We start from the raw sequence: 14,994 nt of genomic DNA, 5'->3' as shown, positions 1-14,994 counted from the left end.
GCTTCACAGGGCCTCCAGTGCGGCGCGCAGCCGGCGCAGCAGCGCCACGTCGGGATCCTCGACGGCGGCGTGCGACATCCACGCGGGCACCGGGGTCGTGATGGCGGGCTCCGGGGGAGCGGTGGTCACCAGGCCGCCCGCGGCGAGGCGGCGCAGATCGACCAGGGTGTGGAAAGCGGGCCTGCCCAGGGCGAGCGCGATCTGCGACGCGGTGCGCGCCCCGTCGACCAGGTCCAGGACCCGGCGCCGCCGCGGCGGCACCGGCTGTTCGCGGCCCGTGGCCCGGGTCAGCGGGGCCGTGTCGGTGTCCGGCTCGGGCCAGATCCGCTGGAGCAGGTCGCGGCGGCGCAGCGTCTCGCGCTCGACCGCCGCCACCGGCACCGGACGCACCGCGCCGAACCAGTGCGAGACCCCGTAGCGGAACCGGGTGGGTCCGCTGCTCGGCGCGAGCGTGAAGTACGCGGCGTCGAACACCGCGGCCAGATGGCACAGTTCGAGCGCGCCGTCCGACAGCCGGCCCTGTTCGACGAGGTAGCGGCCGACGCGCTGCCCGGCCCCCGCCCGGTCCACGGCCTCCCACCAGCGGTCGGCGTGCACCGCGCCGCCCGCCGTGAGCAGCACGTCCATGCCGGGGGTCGCGGGCGACTCCGCGTGCACGATCCGCCCGTCCGCCAGATAGAGGGTGCCGTGTTCGCGGATCAGCGCCCCGGTGGCCCGTTCGTCCGCGAGCCGGCCGAGCATCGGCGAGACGCCCGCGGTGGCGCTGCTCATCCGAGGACCAACCGGTCGGCCAGGCCGGTGAGATGGAGCCGGGCGTACGCGAGGTTGCCCTCGTCCCGGTCGAGCCACAGGTGGAGGAAGACGCTGCTGTCGAAGCTGGTCCGGACGAAGCGGAGCAGGTGGTAGCCGTCGCGGTTGGTGACGATGACGTCCTCGACGGGCGGTTCCTTGTCGGCCTCGGTCCAGTCGCTGCCCTCGGCCGGGGAGAACGCGCGGTGCTCGGCGGCCAGCCGGGCGAGTTCGGCGGCCTCGGCGGCGGTGGCCTCGTGGTCCCCGTTGGGCGAGTCGCCGATGGTGCCCAGGGCCAGACCGCTGGTCCAGTCGACGACGGAGGCGCCGCGGGCACCCGGCAGCCGCATGACCTCAAGCAGGCACTCGTCGATTCCGGGCACGCCTGAAACTCCCCACTTGGTCGCCGTTCTCGTGCACCCTTGGTGCTGGTGTGACGGAGACGCTACGCACGGTACGGCGACCTGGTGAGCGTTCTGGCATTTTCCGGTGGAACATTCGAAGGGGGGATAAAATCCGCCAACTCAGCTGGAAAGAGGGGTCCTGTGCGCCCGGCGCACGCCTCCGCGCGCCCGGCGCGCGGAACCCCGCCTCACGCCTCACTCCCGTGCGCTCAGACCTCTGCGCGCGGGCGCTCCCGGAGGCCGAGGGGCCCGGGAGGCCGAGGAGTCCCAGAGGCCGTGTGGTCTCAGAGGTCGAGCAGGGCGCCCCGCCGGTCGCCGCCCGCCTCCGTCACGATCTCCGCCACCGTCTGCGGAGCCCGTACGGTCGCGAACCGCACGCCGTCGACCGGGTCCGCGGTGAATCCGTACACCCCGGGCCGGGTCAGCGAGTTGTAGGAGTAGTGCTGGGCGAAGTTGTACGCGCCGGTGTCGAGCGCGGCCACGTGGTCGCCGGCCTCCAGCGGCGGCAGCGGGCGGTTCTCGGCGAGCAGGTCCCCGGCGAAGCAGGCGGGGCCCGCCACGTCCTGCGCGACGGCCGGGCCGGTCCTGGGCCGGCCCTGCGCGTCGTACGCGGCGATCCGCAGCGGCCAGGACGCGGGCGCGTACACGGTCCGGGTCGCGACCTGGACTCCCGCGTGCGTCACGGCGATCGGGCGCCCGCCGCTGCGCTTGGCGTACTCGACGCGCGCCAGGATCAGGCCGTGCTTGGCGAGCAGTGACCGGCCGAACTCGGTGACCAGGCCGTAGCGCCCGTCGAAGAGGCCCGGGACGGTCTCGGCGAGCAGCTGCGCGTACGCGGCATGGCCCGGGCTCTCCTCGTCGGAGGCGAAGTTCACCGGCAGACCGCCGCCGATGTCGAGCGTGTCGATCTGCCGCCGGCCCGCCGACCGGTTGATCTCCTCGGCGAGTTCGTACGTGGTGCGCACCCCCTCGGCCATCAGCTCCAGCGGTACGCCCTGCGATCCGGAGTGCGTGTGCAGGCGGGTCAGCCACGGCCGGTCCAGGAAGGCCCGCACGACCCACTCGCGTGCGCCCTCGTCGCGCAGCGCCACCCCGAACTTGGAGGTGGCGGTGGCGGTCGACAGGGCGCCGATCGAGCCCGCCCCGATCTGCGGGTTCACGCGCAGGCCCACGGGGGAGCGGGTGGGCGCGGAGGCGACGAGGGCGTCCAGGCGGGCCAGCTCCTGCGGGTTGTCGGCGTTCACGGCGATGCCGAGGGCCAGGGCCTCGCGCAGTTCGGCGGCGGTCTTGGCGGGGGAGTCCAGGACGGTGCGGGCCGGCGGCACCCCGGCCGCGCGGGCCAGGGCCAGCTCGCCCGGGCTCGCGACCTCGGCCCCGATGCCCGCGTCGTGCAGCAGCCGCAGGACCGGCACGAGCGGCGTCGCCTTCACGGCGAAGGAGTGCAGCACCTCCGTGCCGGGTGCGACGACCGCGTCGAAGGCGGCGTGCAGCGCGGCGGCCGAGGCGCGGATGCCGGTGACGTCGAGGAGTCCGGCGACGGGCCGGGCCGGGCCGACGAGTGCCTGGTCGACGGCGGCGCGTACGGCCTGGTCGCGGCGGGCGGAACGGTCCGGGGAAGCGTCCGTGGGAGCCATGTGGTCCAGACAACCACTCGGACCGCTGTCAGGGGAATGTATTGACTAGCCCTATTCAGGAAGTCAGGATGTGAATAACCGCATCAACATGGAGCACTCCAGGAGGCCGCCGATGTCAGGACCCCGCGCCGTACGAGCCCCGCGCGGCACCGAGCTCAACACCCTGGGGTGGCAGCAGGAGGGCGCCCTGCGGATGCTCATGAACAACCTCGACGCGGAGGTCGCCGAGCACCCCGACAAGCTGGTCGTCTACGGGGGCACCGGCAAGGCGGCCCGGTCCTGGGAGGCGTACGACGCGATCGTGCGCACGCTCAAGACGCTGAAGTCCGACGAGACGCTCCTCGTCCAGTCCGGCAAGCCGGTCGGCGTGCTGCGCACCAGCGAGTGGGCGCCGCGCGTGCTGCTCGCCAACTCCAACCTGGTCGGCGACTGGGCCAACTGGGAGGAGTTCCGCAAGCTGGAGGCCGAGGGCCTCACCATGTACGGCCAGATGACGGCCGGTTCATGGATCTACATCGGCTCGCAGGGCATCGTCCAGGGCACCTACGAGACCTTCGGCGCCGTCGCCCGCAAGAAGTTCGACGGCACCCTCGCGGGGACGATCACCCTCACCGCCGGTGTCGGCGGCATGGGCGGCGCCCAGCCGCTCGCGGTCACGATGAACGAGGGCGTCGCGATCTGCGTCGACGTCGACGAGACCCGCATCGACCGCCGCATCGGCACCCGCTACCTGGACGTCAAGGCCGACAGCCTCGACCACGCCCTGGAGCTGGCGGTCCAGGCCCGCGACGAGCGCCGCGGCCTGTCCATCGGCGTCGTCGGCAACGCCGCCGAGGTCTTCCCCGAGCTGCTGCGCCGCGGCGCCCCGATCGACATCGTCACCGACCAGACCTCCGCCCACGACCCCCTCGCCTACCTGCCCGTCGGCATCTCGGTCGAGGACTGGGACAAGGAGCGCGAGGCGGACCCGGCCGGCTTCACCGACAAGGCCCGTCAGTCGATGCGCCTGCACGTCGAGGCCATGGTCGGCTTCCTGGACGCCGGCGCCGAGGTCTTCGACTACGGCAACTCGATCCGCGACGAGGCCCGCAAGGCCGGCTGCGAGCGCGCCTTCGACTTCCCCGGCTTCGTGCCCGCGCACATCCGCCCGCTGTTCGAGGAGGGCCTCGGCCCGTTCCGCTGGGCCGCCCTGTCCGGCGACCCGGAGGACATCCGCAAGACGGACGCCGCGATCAAGGAGCTGTTCCCGGAGAACAAGCACCTGCACCGCTGGCTCGACATGGCCGCCGAGCGCATCTCCTTCGAGGGCCTCCCGGCACGCATCTGCTGGCTCGGCTACGGCGAACGCCACCTGGCGGGCCTCAAGTTCAACGAGATGGTGGCCTCCGGCGAACTCTCCGCCCCGGTCGCCATCGGCCGCGACCACCTCGACTCCGGCTCGGTCGCCTCCCCGTACCGCGAGACCGAGGCCATGAAGGACGGGTCCGACGCGATCGCCGACTGGCCGCTCCTGAACGCCCTGGTCAACACTGCCTCCGGCGCTTCCTGGGTCTCCCTGCACCACGGCGGCGGCGTCGGCATGGGCCGCTCCATCCACGCGGGCCAGGTCTGCGTCGCCGACGGCACCGACCTCGCCGCGCAGAAGATCGAGCGCGTCCTCACCAACGACCCGGCGATGGGCGTCATCCGCCACGTCGACGCGGGCTACGAGCACGCGGCGCAGGTCGCGGCGGAGCGCGGCGTCCGTGTCCCCATGCGTGAGGGCGACGACGCGTGAGCGCCTTCCTGGAGATGTGGCGCGAGCTGCGTCCCATCGGCCGGAACCAGGACAGCGGCGGCTACCGCCGCTACGCCTGGACCGGCGCCGACACCGACTGCCGCGCATGGTTCGAGGCGCAGGCCACGTCCCGCGGCCTGACCTACGAACTGGACCGCAACGGCAACCAGTGGGCCTGGCTCGGCGACCCGGAAGCCGGGGACGCCGTCGTCACGGGCTCCCACCTGGACTCCGTCCCGGACGGCGGCGCCTTCGACGGCCCGCTCGGCGTCGTCTCCTCGTTCGCCGCCCTGGACGAACTCCGCCACAGGGGAGCGGAGTTCACCAAGCCGTTCGCGATCACCAACTTCGGCGACGAGGAGGGCGCCCGCTTCGGCCTGGCCTGCGTCGGCTCCCGCCTCAGCGGCGGCCACCTCACCCGCGAGCAGGCCCACCGGCTCACCGACGCCGACGGCATCACGCTGCCGCAGGCCATGGAGAGCGCCGGGTACGACCCGGAGACGATCGGCCCGGACCCCGAACGCCTGGCCCGCATCGGCGCGTTCGTCGAGCTGCACGTCGAACAGGGCCGCGCCCTGGACCTGTCCGGCGACGCGGTCGGCATCGCCAGCGCCATCTGGCCGCACGGCCGCTGGCGCTTCGACTTCCGCGGCGAGGCCAACCACGCGGGCACGACCCGGCTCGTCGACCGCAGGGACCCGATGCTGCCGTACGCGGAGACGGTCCTGGCGGCCCGCCGCGAGGCACAACTGGCGGGCGCGGTCGCCACGTTCGGCAAGATCGCGGTCGAGCCGAACGGCGTCAACGCCATCCCGTCCCTGGTCCGCGGCTGGCTCGACTCGCGCGCCGCCGACCAGGACGCCCTCGACCGGACCGTCACGGCCATCGAGAAGGCGGCCCGCGCATACGCCGACGCGCACGGCATCGACGTATCGCTGACCAGGGAGTCGTTCACACCGGTCGTCGACTTCGACCACGCGCTGCGCGACGAACTGGCCCGGATCCTCGGCACGAAGGGCGCGTCGGCCGGCCTGACGGTCCCCGTGCTGGGGACGGGGGCGGGACACGACGCGGGGATCCTCGCCTCGTCGGTCCCCACCGCCATGCTGTTCGTACGCAACCCCACGGGCGTCTCGCACTCCCCGGCCGAGTCCGCGGCCGAGGACGACTGCCTGGCCGGGGTGGCGGCACTCGCCGACGTACTGGAAGGACTGGCCTGCACGTGACGACGCAGACGACGTACTGGCTGGAGCACGCCTGGCTCGACCCGAACGTCGAGCCCGGCGTGGCCGTGGACGTCACGGCGGACGGCCGGATCGCGGCCGTCCGCACGGGGACCGAGACCCCGCCGCCCGGCGCGACCGTGCTGCGCGGCCTCACCGTCCCCGGCCTGGCCAACGCCCACAGCCACGCCTTCCACCGGGCGCTGCGCTCGACGGTGCAGGTCGGCTCGGGCACGTTCTGGACCTGGCGCGAGGTCATGTACGGGGTCGCGGACCGGCTCACCCCCGACACGTACCACGCGCTCGCGCGGGCGGTGTACGCGGAGATGGCGCTGACCGGCATCACGGCGGTCGGCGAGTTCCACTACCTGCACCACCAGCCCGGCGGCACCCCGTACGAGGACCCCAACGCGATGGGCGAGGCGCTGATCGCGGCGGCGGACGAGGCGGGCATCCGCATCACGCTGCTCGACACGGCGTACCTCTCCGCGGGCTTCGGCACGGAGCCGGACCGCCACCAGCGGCGCTTCTCCGACGGCACGGCCCAGGCGTGGGCCGAGCGCGCGTCCCTGCTCAAGGAACGCCCGCACGCCCGGATCGGCGCGGCGGTCCACTCGGTGCGCGCGGTCCCGGCCGACCAGCTCGGGACGGTCGCGCAGTGGGCGGCGGACCGCCGGGCGCCCCTCCACGTCCACCTCTCCGAGCAGACCGCGGAGAACGACGCGTGCCAGGCCGCCCACGGCTGCACCCCCACCCAACTCCTCGCTGAGCACGGCGTGTTGAGCGCGCGCACGACGGGCGTCCACAACACCCACCTCACCGACGCCGACATCGCGCTGATCGGCCGCTCGGGCACCGGCACCTGCATGTGCCCGACGACGGAACGCGACCTGGCCGACGGCATCGGCCCGGCGGTGGCCCTCCAGAAGGCGGGCTCCGCGCTCTCCCTCGGCTCCGACAGCCACGCCGTCATCGACCTGTTCGAGGAGGCGCGGGCGATGGAACTGAACGAACGCCTGCGCTCCCGCACCCGCGGCCACTGGACCGCGGCGGCCCTGCTCCGCGCGGCCACGGCCGACGGCCACGCGGCGCTGGGCTGGTCCGACGCGGGCACCCTGGAGACGGGCGCGGTGGCGGACCTGGTCACGATCACCCTGGACTCGGTCCGCACGGCGGGCGCGCTGCCCCGCCTCGGCGCGGAGACGGCGGTGTTCGCGGCGAGCGGGGCGGACGTGACGGACGTGATCGCGGGCGGCCGCAGGATCGTCCGCGACGGGGAGCATGTGCTGGTCGGTGACGTGGCAGGAGCCTTGACCTCGGCCATTGCGGCGCTGCACTAGTCCAAGCCCCTCCGGCGCTTGAGGAGCGGGGTCCGGGGCGCAGCCCCGTGACCTCAGGAAGAGGAACCATGACGACCACCACGGCCATCACCGACATCGGCACCCTGGTCACCAACAACCCGGACCTCGGCGACGGCCCCCTGGGCCTGATCGAGAACGCCGCCCTGGTCATCGAGGGCGACAGGATCGCCTGGGCGGGCCCGGCGGCGAAGACCCCGGCCACCGACACCCGGCACGACGCCGGGGGCCGCGCCGTCGTCCCCGGCTTCGTCGACTCCCACTCCCACCTGGTCTTCGCGGGCGACCGCACGAAGGAGTTCAACGCCCGCATGTCGGGCCGGAGTTACCAGGCCGGCGGCATCCGCACCACGGTGGCGGCGACCCGGGCGGCCACGGACGAGGCCCTGGAGGCGAACCTCACCCGCTACCTCGCGGAAGCGCTCCGCCAGGGCACGACCACCTTCGAGACGAAGTCCGGCTACGGCCTGACCACCGCCGACGAGGAACGCGCCCTGCGCATCGCGGCGGCCCACACCGACGAGGTCACCTACCTCGGCGCCCACATCGTGTCGCCCGACTTCGCCGACGACCCGGCCGCGTACGTGGAGCTGGTGACCGGCGAGATGCTGGACGCCTGCGCCCCGCACGCCCGCTGGATCGACGTGTTCTGCGAGAAGGGCGCCTTCGACGGTGACCAGGCCCGCGCGATCCTCACGGCGGGCCGGGCGAAGGGCCTGCACCCGCGCATCCACGCGAACCAGCTCTCCTACGGCCCGGGCGTCCAGCTCGCCGTGGAACTGGACGCGGCGAGCGCCGACCACTGCACGCACCTCACGGACGCCGACGTCGACGCCCTCGCGAACAGCGACACGGTGGCCACGCTGCTGCCCGGCGCCGAGTTCTCCACGCGGGCCCAGTGGCCGAACGCCCGCCGCCTGCTGGACGCGGGCGCCACGGTCGCGCTGTCCACGGACTGCAACCCGGGCTCGTCCTTCACGTCCTCGGTCCCCTTCTGCATCGCCCTGGCCGTACGGGACATGGGCATGACCCCGGACGAGGCGCTGTGGTCGGCGACCGCGGGCGGCGCGCGGGCGCTCCGCCGCACGGACGTCGGCCACCTCGCGCCGGGCGCCCGCGCGGACCTGGCGTTCCTGGACGCGCCGAGCCATGTGCATCTGGCCTACCGGCCGGGCGTCCCGCTGGTGCGGGAGGTGTGGCGGGCCGGGGCACGCGCCGTCTGACGGCACCCGCGTCCCGCCGGCCGCCGGCTACGGCGCCAGGGACTCGGCGACGAGCCGCCAGATCTCCGCGGCCAGGTCCATGTTGCCGCTCTGCTGGGCCTGGCCGGCGAGGTCCCGCAGTCCGGTGAGCGCCCGGTCCCGCTCGCCCTCCAGGAGCAGCACGCGGTTGCGCAGCACGTCGAGCCTGATCCGGTCCTGGTACGGCAGCAGATCGTCGAAGCCGACCAGCTGGTCGAGGACCTCGCGCGCCTCGTCGGGGCGGCCGGTGGACACGGCGATCCGGGCACGCAGCGCGAGCAACTGCTGCTCGATGGTCGGCGTGCCCGCGAACGGCAGGGCCGCCCGGACCTCCTCGACGCGCCGCTGGGCGGACTCCGCCCGCGGCGGATCGCCCCTGAGGTCGAGCCGGGCCGCACTGATACGCACGCGCATCCACATCGTCAGGTCGTCGCGGCCGTCGAAGCCGCGGACGGCCTGGTCCATCAGCTCCGACGCGGCGTCCAGATCCCCCTGGCGGGCCCGGGTGTTGGCAGCGGCCCACAAGGCCTGCGCCCATTCCGATCCGGAGGTCTCCTTCGCCACGGTGAGCAGTTCGTCGGTGTAGCGCGAGGCGTCGGGCATCCTTCCGGCCTCGGCCAGCGCCGCCACCAGAGCGAGCAGCGTCGAGGTCAGCACGCGCGGCGGCAGCCCCTCGCTCTTCGCCAGTTCGTAGGCGTGCATCGCGGTGTCGACGGCGTCGGTGATCTCACCGGCGGCCCGCATGGTGCGAGCCACCTCGGCCAGCGCCCTGGCCTGCAGCTCGGGCTGCCCGAGCGCCACGCTGAGCGCGACCAGTTCGTCGAGGCACGCCCGCTGTTCGGCATACTCCTGCCGCCGCCGACGCCACTCGGAGACCTGCCAGAGCGCCTGCCAGCGCAGCTGCGGGTCCTCGCCCTCCGCGGCCTTCAGGGCTTCGCTGAGCACCTCGCCGGCCTCGTCCCGGCTCAGCCCGGTGGCCAGCGTCAGGCTCTGGGACAGCGAGGTCGCGGTGGATTCCGTGAGCTCGGCCGGGCTGATACCCAACTGCGTGGCCAGATGCGCGACCGCCCGATCGGTGGGCCGGCGCGCACCGGACTCGAGGCGGGACAGGTACCCGGCCGACATGCCCTCGCCCGCGAGCGTGGCGAGCGACAGGCCGCGCTCTGTCCTCAGTTGCCTGAGCCGACGGCCGAAGACTGGCTGCTCGAGCATGTCCGAACTCCTGGGTAGTGCTGATGCCTTCCGGCACCCGAAGGGGTGTTTCCCTCCCGAGCGTAGCCGACTTGCCCAGATCGGGGCAATCTCTTGCCAGCGTGAGCGCGACTCCAGTCCCTGCTTGGCAATTCTTGTTGGCAATCTCTTGCCAAGCCGGTGGCAACAGCCGTACGTTGCTGCTGTCCGCGGATGAACCTCGCCGGCGGACGGCCCGAAAGGTGGGGGCGGATATGCGCGACGTGGCATTCACTTCCACTTCATTGCAATGAATGCATCACCCTTTGTTGCGTTACATCGCGAACCATTGCAACGTTTTTTCATTTCTGAGCTGCAATGATGGCGTTTTAGCGCAACAAGTATGTTGCCGGATTCTTGAACGCAACGTAGCGTTTCACTCATCGGAAACGGCGAGCCGCACAGGACTCACCGCCACGGACAAGGAGAGAACGATGCAGAAGTTCGACACCACCGCCCCGGTCACCGCCGAGCTGAACATCCCCGCGGGGCGCATCCAGGTCGTCGCCGCCGACCGCACCGACACCACCGTCGAGGTCCGGCCCGCCGACCCCGCCAAGTCCCGTGACGTGAAGGCCGCCGAGCAGCTCCAGGTCGCCTTCGCCGACGGTGTCCTGCGCATCGAGGCCCCGGCGGCGGCCAACCGGCTCCTCGGCAGCGGCTCCGGCTCCGTCGAGGTCACCGTCCAGCTGCCGGCCGGCTCCCGCATCGAGGCGAAGGCCGCCGCCGCCGAGTTCCGCGGCGCGGGACGCCTCGGCGATGTCACCTTCGACGGCGGTCACGGCCAGGTCCAGCTCGACGAGGCCGACAGCGTCCACCTCACCGGCCTCGACGCCGACATCAAGGTCGGCCGACTGAACGGCCCCGGTCGGATCAGCACCCAGAAGGGCGACCTGACCGTCGGCGAGGCCGTGCGCGGCACGCTCACGCTGAGCACCCAGATGGGAGACATCACCGTCGTGGCCGCCCCCGGGGTCTCCGCCTCCCTCGACGCGGGTACCGGCTCCGGCCGGATCGACAACGCACTGAAGAACGCCGACGCCACGCCCGAGCTCACCGTCCACGCCACCACCGGCCACGGCGACATCACCGCCCGCAGCCTCTGACCCGCAGCCCTCAGAAGGAGCCCTCCTCATGACCAGCCTGGCCATCGCGGCGAACGAGCTGCGCAAGTCCTACGGCGACAAGACCGTGCTCGACGGCATCGACCTGCGCATCCCGGCCGGCTCGGTCTTCGCGCTGCTCGGGCCGAACGGCGCCGGGAAGACCACCACGGTGCAGATCCTGTCCACCCTGATCACCGCCGACGGCGGACAGGCCCGGGTCGCGGACCACGATCTGGCGGCCGAACCGCAGGCGGTGCGCGCCGCGATCGGGGTGACCGGGCAGTTCTCCGCCGTCGACGGTCTGATCACGGGGGAGGAGAACATGCTCCTGATGGCGGACCTGCACCACCTCTCCAAGGCCGAGGGCCGGCGGGTCACCGCCGAACTCCTGGAGCGGTTCGACCTGGTGGAAGCCGCGAGAAAGCCCGCCTCCACCTACTCCGGCGGCATGAAGCGCCGCCTGGACATCGCGATGACCCTGGTCGGCCGCCCGCGGATCATCTTCCTCGACGAGCCGACCACCGGCCTGGACCCGCGCTCGCGGCACAACATGTGGCAGATCATCCGCGAACTCGTCACCGACGGCGTCACCGTCTTCCTCACCACCCAGTACCTCGAAGAGGCCGACCAGCTCGCCGACCGGATCGCGGTGCTGAACGACGGGAGGATCGCCGCCGAGGGCAGCGCCGAGGAACTCAAGCGCCTCGTCCCCGGTGGACACATCCGCCTGCGCTTCACCGACCCGGACGCCTACCGCTCGGCGGCCGCCACCCTCGACGCGGCGACCCGCGACGACGACGCCCAGGCCCTGAAGATCCCCAGCGACGGCAGCCAGCGCGAACTGCGCTCCATCCTCGACCAGTTGGACATCTCCGGCATCGAGGCCGACGAGCTGACCGTGCACACCCCCGACCTCGACGACGTCTTCTTCGCCCTCACCAGCGGCACCGCCCGGCCCGCCCTGTCCGTCGTGAACCCCCAGCCCAGCCAGTCCGAGGAGACCGTCCGATGAGCTCCCTCTCCCTCGCCGTCCGCGACTCGTCCACCATGCTGCGGCGCAACCTGCTGCACGCCCGCCGCTACCCCTCCCTCACCCTGAACCTGCTGCTCACCCCGGTGATGCTGCTCCTGCTGTTCGTCTACATCTTCGGCGACACGATGAGCGGCGGGGCGGGCCGCGACGCCTACATCGCCTACATCGTCCCCGGCATCCTGCTCATGACGATCGGTTCCACCGTCATCGGTACCGCGGTGTCGGTGTCCACCGACATGAGCGAGGGCATCATCGCCCGCTTCCGCACCATGGCCATCCACCGCAGCTCGATCCTGTTCGGCCACGTCGTCGGCAGCGTCCTGCAGACCCTGGTCAGCGTGGTCCTGGTCGGCGCCGTCGGGGTGGCGATGGGCTTCCGTTCCACGGACGCCACCGTGCTGGAGTGGTGCGCCGCCTTCGGGCTCCTCGCCCTGGTCGCGCTGGCCTTCACCTGGATCGCGGTCGGCATGGGGCTGGGCAGCCCGAACGCGGAGGCGGCCAGCAACAACGCGATGCCGCTGATCCTGCTGCCGCTCATCTCCAGCGCCTTCGTCCCCCTGGACTCGATGCCGGGCTGGTTCCAGCCGATCGCCGAGTACCAGCCCTTCACCCCGGCCATCGAGACCCTGCGCGGCCTCCTGCTGGGCACGGAGATCGGCAACAACTGGTGGATCGCGCTGGTCTGGTGCCTGGCCCTGACCGTCCTCGGCTACCGCTGGTCCAAGGCCCAGTTCAACGCCGACCCCAAGTAACCGCCGTGCCGGCAGCCGAAGCAGATACGCGAACGGGCCCGCCTCCTGGGGATCAGGGAGGGCGGGCCCGTTCGCGTAAGGGGCCTGAAGGCGGGCTCACTCCTCCACCGTCAGTCCCTTGCGCAGGCGCACGAGGGTGCGGGACAGGAGCCGCGACACGTGCATCTGCGAGATTCCCAGCTCTTCGCCGATCTCCGACTGGGTCATGTTGGCGACGAAGCGCAGAGACAGGATCTTGCGGTCGCGCGGCGGGAGTTCGGCGATCAGCGGCTTGAGGGACTCGACGTACTCGATGCCCTCCAGACCGTGGTCCTCGTACCCGATGCGGTCCGCGAGCGCACCCTCGGAGTCGTCCTCCTCGGGCTGGGCGTCGAGGGAGCTGGCGGTGTAGGCGTTCGACGCCGCCATGCCCTCCACGACCTCTTCGTTCGACAGGCCCAGGCGTTCGGCGAGCTCGCCCACCGTGGGGGCGCGGTCGAGCTGCTGGGCGAGTTCGTCGCCCGCCTTGGCGAGGTCGAGACGGAGTTCCTGAAGGCGCCGCGGTACGCGCACCGACCAGGAGGTGTCGCGGAAGAAGCGCTTGATCTCACCGACGATCGTCGGCATCGCGAAGGTGGGGAACTCGACGCCGCGGCTCAGCTCGAAGCGGTCGATCGCCTTGATCAGGCCGATGGTGCCGACCTGGATGATGTCCTCCATCGGCTCGCTGCGGGAGCGGAACCGGGAGGCCGCGAACTTCACCAGGGCGAGGTTGAGCTCGACCAGTGTGTTGCGGACGTAGGAGTATTCGTGCGTGCCCTCCTCGAGGGACTCCAGGCGCTCGAAGAGCGTCTTGGAGAGGGCTCGCGCGTCGAGCGGCCCCACCTCGTCGAACGGCGGGATCTCAGGGAGTCCGTCAAGTCCTTCCAGAGCGTCGGACTCGAAGTCGGCGTGGCGTTCCGGTGGGGGTGTCGACGTCGCCTGGTCAGTACGCGATTCGTCGAGCCGGGGTGACATGATGTCCTCCATCGTTCTCGGCATATGGCTGCCGATGCCCATACGTGCACTTGCGGAGTGCGGCGCCTCCAAAGCCGGCCGTGTCGATTGCTGTCCTTACTAGGCCTACCCGCTTTCCTTACCGCGCCGCAAGTGCGATCTGTGGTGAAATGTCCGATTCTTAGGGGTTGTTCGGGTACCGAGGGGCGTAGAGAAGGCGTAGGGTTCGAGGGCGTAAATCGGCACGTCGAAGGCAGCGAGAGAGAGACGTCATGGACCGCGGGACAGTCGGCAGCGCGCATCGGGGCCGGCTTCTGGTCGAGGTGCGGCACGAGGGCACCAGCGCCGTGGTGACCCCGGCGGGTGAGCTGGATCACCACACCGCCGATCTGCTGCGCGAACCCCTCGAGGAATGCCTGGCCGGCGGGCTTTCCCGGCTGGTGGTCGACTGCGCGCGCCTCGAGTTCTGCGACTCGACGGGGCTGAACGTACTGCTCGGTGCCCGCCTCAAGGCCGAGGCCGCGGGCGGCGGAGTCCATCTGGCCGGGATGCTGCCGGTGGTGGCCCGGGTCTTCGAGATCACCGGCGCGGAGGCCGTGTTTACGGTGCACGAATCCCTGGAGGCGGCACTCGCCGCGGAGTGACCCGAATGACCGCGTACTTGCGGCCGCAAGAAGTTACGCTCCAGTTGTCTCTACGTGATCGAGGCGTTACCAGCGTCACAGGGTTCGCGCCGAACAGATGGGTGTTCTCGTCGTTCGGCCGGGCAGGAGACACCCGACCGCCACTGCAACCCTGAATCCTGAAGCTGAATTGGTAAATCGGTGAGGTGAAGTGCTGATGAGCACCACCCGGCCTTACTCGCCGGGCGACCACGGCCCCGAGTCCGGAGACGTACCGGCTGCCGGGGGCCGACAGGTCCGCAGGCTGAGCCTCGCTGGGGCCAGTGGCATCGTGCCGCTGTCCCGCGACTTCACCCGTGAGGCGCTGCACGCCTGGGGCTGGCTGCCGGCCGCGAGCGCGGACCGCCGCGCCGCCGCGGAGGATGTGCTGCTCGTAGTCTCCGAGCTGGTCACCAACGCCTGCCTGCACGCCGAGGGCCCGGACGAGCTGATCGTCTCCCTCGACAACAAAGTGCTGCGCATCGAAGTCGCCGACCGCGGCGCCGGTCAGCCCGCACCGCGCACCCCGCACCGCGCCGGCCGCCCCGGCGGTCACGGCATGTTCATCGTCCAACGCCTCTGCCTCGACTGGGGAGTTGTCCGCGCCCCCGGGGTCACCGGAAAAACCGTCTGGGCCGAGCTGGGCGCGCCCGCCTAGTCGCTGGGGCCTGTTACGGCCTGATTTCCTTCGCAGTTCCGAGCACGCCGGATCGTCTTCGATCCGGCGTGCTCTTTGTCTTCCCTCCGCAGGACCCCGGGCGTACCTTGAGCCACCCGCATCTGATGAACCGTCAGTAACCGTCGGTCTGA

The 14,994-nt window shown here is 71.7% G+C and carries 14 protein-coding genes; 9 read left to right on the top strand and 5 right to left on the bottom strand.

Features of this window, described 5'->3' with window-relative positions:
- Positions 1 to 3 precede the first annotated feature (3 nt).
- From ACQUQD_RS16800 to ACQUQD_RS16790, 3 genes are all read right to left on the bottom strand, one after another.
- On the bottom strand, positions 4 to 771 hold the full coding sequence (locus tag ACQUQD_RS16800) for a DUF4388 domain-containing protein (RefSeq protein WP_428952895.1): 768 nt from the start codon (positions 769 to 771) through the stop codon (positions 4 to 6).
- The gene (locus tag ACQUQD_RS16795) at positions 768 to 1,172 is read right to left on the bottom strand and encodes a hypothetical protein (RefSeq protein ID WP_428952894.1); all 405 of its coding nucleotides are present in this window, start codon (positions 1,170 to 1,172) and stop codon (positions 768 to 770) included. The genes ACQUQD_RS16800 and ACQUQD_RS16795 overlap by 4 nt, the downstream gene beginning before the upstream one ends.
- Positions 1,173 to 1,477: 305 nt before the next feature.
- The gene (locus ACQUQD_RS16790) at positions 1,478 to 2,827 is read right to left on the bottom strand and encodes a diaminopimelate decarboxylase (protein ID WP_428952893.1); all 1,350 of its coding nucleotides are present in this window, start codon (positions 2,825 to 2,827) and stop codon (positions 1,478 to 1,480) included.
- Positions 2,828 to 2,939: 112 nt separating this feature from the next.
- Between ACQUQD_RS16790 and hutU the strand changes: the two genes are divergently transcribed.
- The 4 genes from hutU (at position 2,940) to hutI (ending at position 8,408) form a co-directional block, all read left to right on the top strand.
- Positions 2,940 to 4,604: a urocanate hydratase gene (hutU, locus tag ACQUQD_RS16785; RefSeq protein ID WP_428952892.1), complete on the top strand. Its 1,665-nt coding sequence runs from the start codon at positions 2,940 to 2,942 to the stop codon at positions 4,602 to 4,604.
- A 14-nt stretch (positions 4,605 to 4,618) separates the two neighbouring features.
- On the top strand, positions 4,619 to 5,830 hold the full coding sequence (locus ACQUQD_RS16780) for an allantoate amidohydrolase (RefSeq protein ID WP_428957582.1): 1,212 nt from the start codon (positions 4,619 to 4,621) through the stop codon (positions 5,828 to 5,830).
- Entirely contained in the window at positions 5,827 to 7,167 is a 1,341-nt protein-coding gene (locus ACQUQD_RS16775; RefSeq protein ID WP_428952891.1) for a formimidoylglutamate deiminase, read from the top strand. Before ACQUQD_RS16780 ends, ACQUQD_RS16775 begins: the two co-directional genes overlap by 4 nt.
- A gap of 68 nt (positions 7,168 to 7,235) precedes the next feature.
- Positions 7,236 to 8,408, top strand: coding sequence for an imidazolonepropionase (gene hutI, locus ACQUQD_RS16770; RefSeq protein ID WP_428952890.1), 1,173 nt, complete (start codon positions 7,236 to 7,238; stop codon positions 8,406 to 8,408).
- Between the two features lie 27 nt (positions 8,409 to 8,435).
- On the opposite strand, the gene ACQUQD_RS16765 is transcribed toward hutI, so the two are convergent.
- On the bottom strand, positions 8,436 to 9,638 hold the full coding sequence (locus ACQUQD_RS16765; protein WP_428952889.1) for a helix-turn-helix domain-containing protein: 1,203 nt from the start codon (positions 9,636 to 9,638) through the stop codon (positions 8,436 to 8,438).
- 452 nt (positions 9,639 to 10,090) lie between these two features.
- Here ACQUQD_RS16765 and ACQUQD_RS16760 point away from each other — a divergent pair, with 452 nt between their 5' ends.
- The 3 genes from ACQUQD_RS16760 to ACQUQD_RS16750 are packed head-to-tail and all read left to right on the top strand — an operon-like array spanning position 10,091 to position 12,547.
- A complete protein-coding gene (locus ACQUQD_RS16760; protein WP_428952888.1) occupies positions 10,091 to 10,762 on the top strand; it encodes a DUF4097 family beta strand repeat-containing protein in 672 nt (223 codons plus the stop codon).
- Positions 10,763 to 10,790: 28 nt separating this feature from the next.
- Complete coding sequence (locus tag ACQUQD_RS16755) at positions 10,791 to 11,774, top strand: ATP-binding cassette domain-containing protein (RefSeq protein ID WP_428952887.1); 984 nt, start codon at positions 10,791 to 10,793, stop codon at positions 11,772 to 11,774.
- Positions 11,771 to 12,547 (top strand): ABC transporter permease, encoded by a 777-nt coding sequence (locus ACQUQD_RS16750; RefSeq protein ID WP_428952886.1) that lies wholly within the window; start codon positions 11,771 to 11,773, stop codon positions 12,545 to 12,547. The genes ACQUQD_RS16755 and ACQUQD_RS16750 overlap by 4 nt, the downstream gene beginning before the upstream one ends.
- Positions 12,548 to 12,643: 96 nt before the next feature.
- Here ACQUQD_RS16750 and ACQUQD_RS16745 read toward each other — a convergent pair whose 3' ends face one another.
- A complete protein-coding gene (locus ACQUQD_RS16745; RefSeq protein ID WP_428952885.1) occupies positions 12,644 to 13,543 on the bottom strand; it encodes an RNA polymerase sigma factor SigF in 900 nt (299 codons plus the stop codon).
- 251 nt (positions 13,544 to 13,794) lie between these two features.
- Here ACQUQD_RS16745 and ACQUQD_RS16740 point away from each other — a divergent pair, with 251 nt between their 5' ends.
- Both ACQUQD_RS16740 and ACQUQD_RS16735 read left to right on the top strand, forming a co-directional pair.
- Positions 13,795 to 14,166 carry an STAS domain-containing protein gene (locus ACQUQD_RS16740; protein ID WP_428952884.1) on the top strand — a complete coding sequence of 124 codons (372 nt, stop codon included), beginning with the start codon at positions 13,795 to 13,797 and terminating at the stop codon, positions 14,164 to 14,166.
- A gap of 196 nt (positions 14,167 to 14,362) precedes the next feature.
- Positions 14,363 to 14,842 (top strand): ATP-binding protein, encoded by a 480-nt coding sequence (locus tag ACQUQD_RS16735; RefSeq protein WP_428952883.1) that lies wholly within the window; start codon positions 14,363 to 14,365, stop codon positions 14,840 to 14,842.
- The last annotated feature ends 152 nt before the right edge of the window (positions 14,843 to 14,994 follow it).

The sequence above is a fragment of the Streptomyces sp. cg35 genome (genome assembly GCF_050410835.1).
GTDB lineage: Bacteria > Actinomycetota > Actinomycetes > Streptomycetales > Streptomycetaceae > Streptomyces.
This window is presented reverse-complemented; position numbering and strand designations above follow the sequence as displayed.

Coding starts and splice junctions, on each gene's coding strand:
- ACQUQD_RS16760 (WP_428952888.1), top strand. CDS start 10,091: ATGCAGAAGTTCGACACCACCGCCCCGGTCACCGCCGAGCTGAACATC.
- ACQUQD_RS16750 (WP_428952886.1), top strand. CDS start 11,771: ATGAGCTCCCTCTCCCTCGCCGTCCGCGACTCGTCCACCATGCTGCGG.
- ACQUQD_RS16765 (WP_428952889.1), bottom strand. CDS start 9,638: ATGCTCGAGCAGCCAGTCTTCGGCCGTCGGCTCAGGCAACTGAGGACA.
- ACQUQD_RS16735 (WP_428952883.1), top strand. CDS start 14,363: ATGAGCACCACCCGGCCTTACTCGCCGGGCGACCACGGCCCCGAGTCC.
- ACQUQD_RS16745 (WP_428952885.1), bottom strand. CDS start 13,543: ATGTCACCCCGGCTCGACGAATCGCGTACTGACCAGGCGACGTCGACA.
- ACQUQD_RS16790 (WP_428952893.1), bottom strand. CDS start 2,827: ATGGCTCCCACGGACGCTTCCCCGGACCGTTCCGCCCGCCGCGACCAG.
- ACQUQD_RS16800 (WP_428952895.1), bottom strand. CDS start 771: ATGAGCAGCGCCACCGCGGGCGTCTCGCCGATGCTCGGCCGGCTCGCG.
- ACQUQD_RS16755 (WP_428952887.1), top strand. CDS start 10,791: ATGACCAGCCTGGCCATCGCGGCGAACGAGCTGCGCAAGTCCTACGGC.
- ACQUQD_RS16780 (WP_428957582.1), top strand. CDS start 4,619: ATGTGGCGCGAGCTGCGTCCCATCGGCCGGAACCAGGACAGCGGCGGC.
- hutU (WP_428952892.1), top strand. CDS start 2,940: ATGTCAGGACCCCGCGCCGTACGAGCCCCGCGCGGCACCGAGCTCAAC.
- ACQUQD_RS16740 (WP_428952884.1), top strand. CDS start 13,795: ATGGACCGCGGGACAGTCGGCAGCGCGCATCGGGGCCGGCTTCTGGTC.
- hutI (WP_428952890.1), top strand. CDS start 7,236: ATGACGACCACCACGGCCATCACCGACATCGGCACCCTGGTCACCAAC.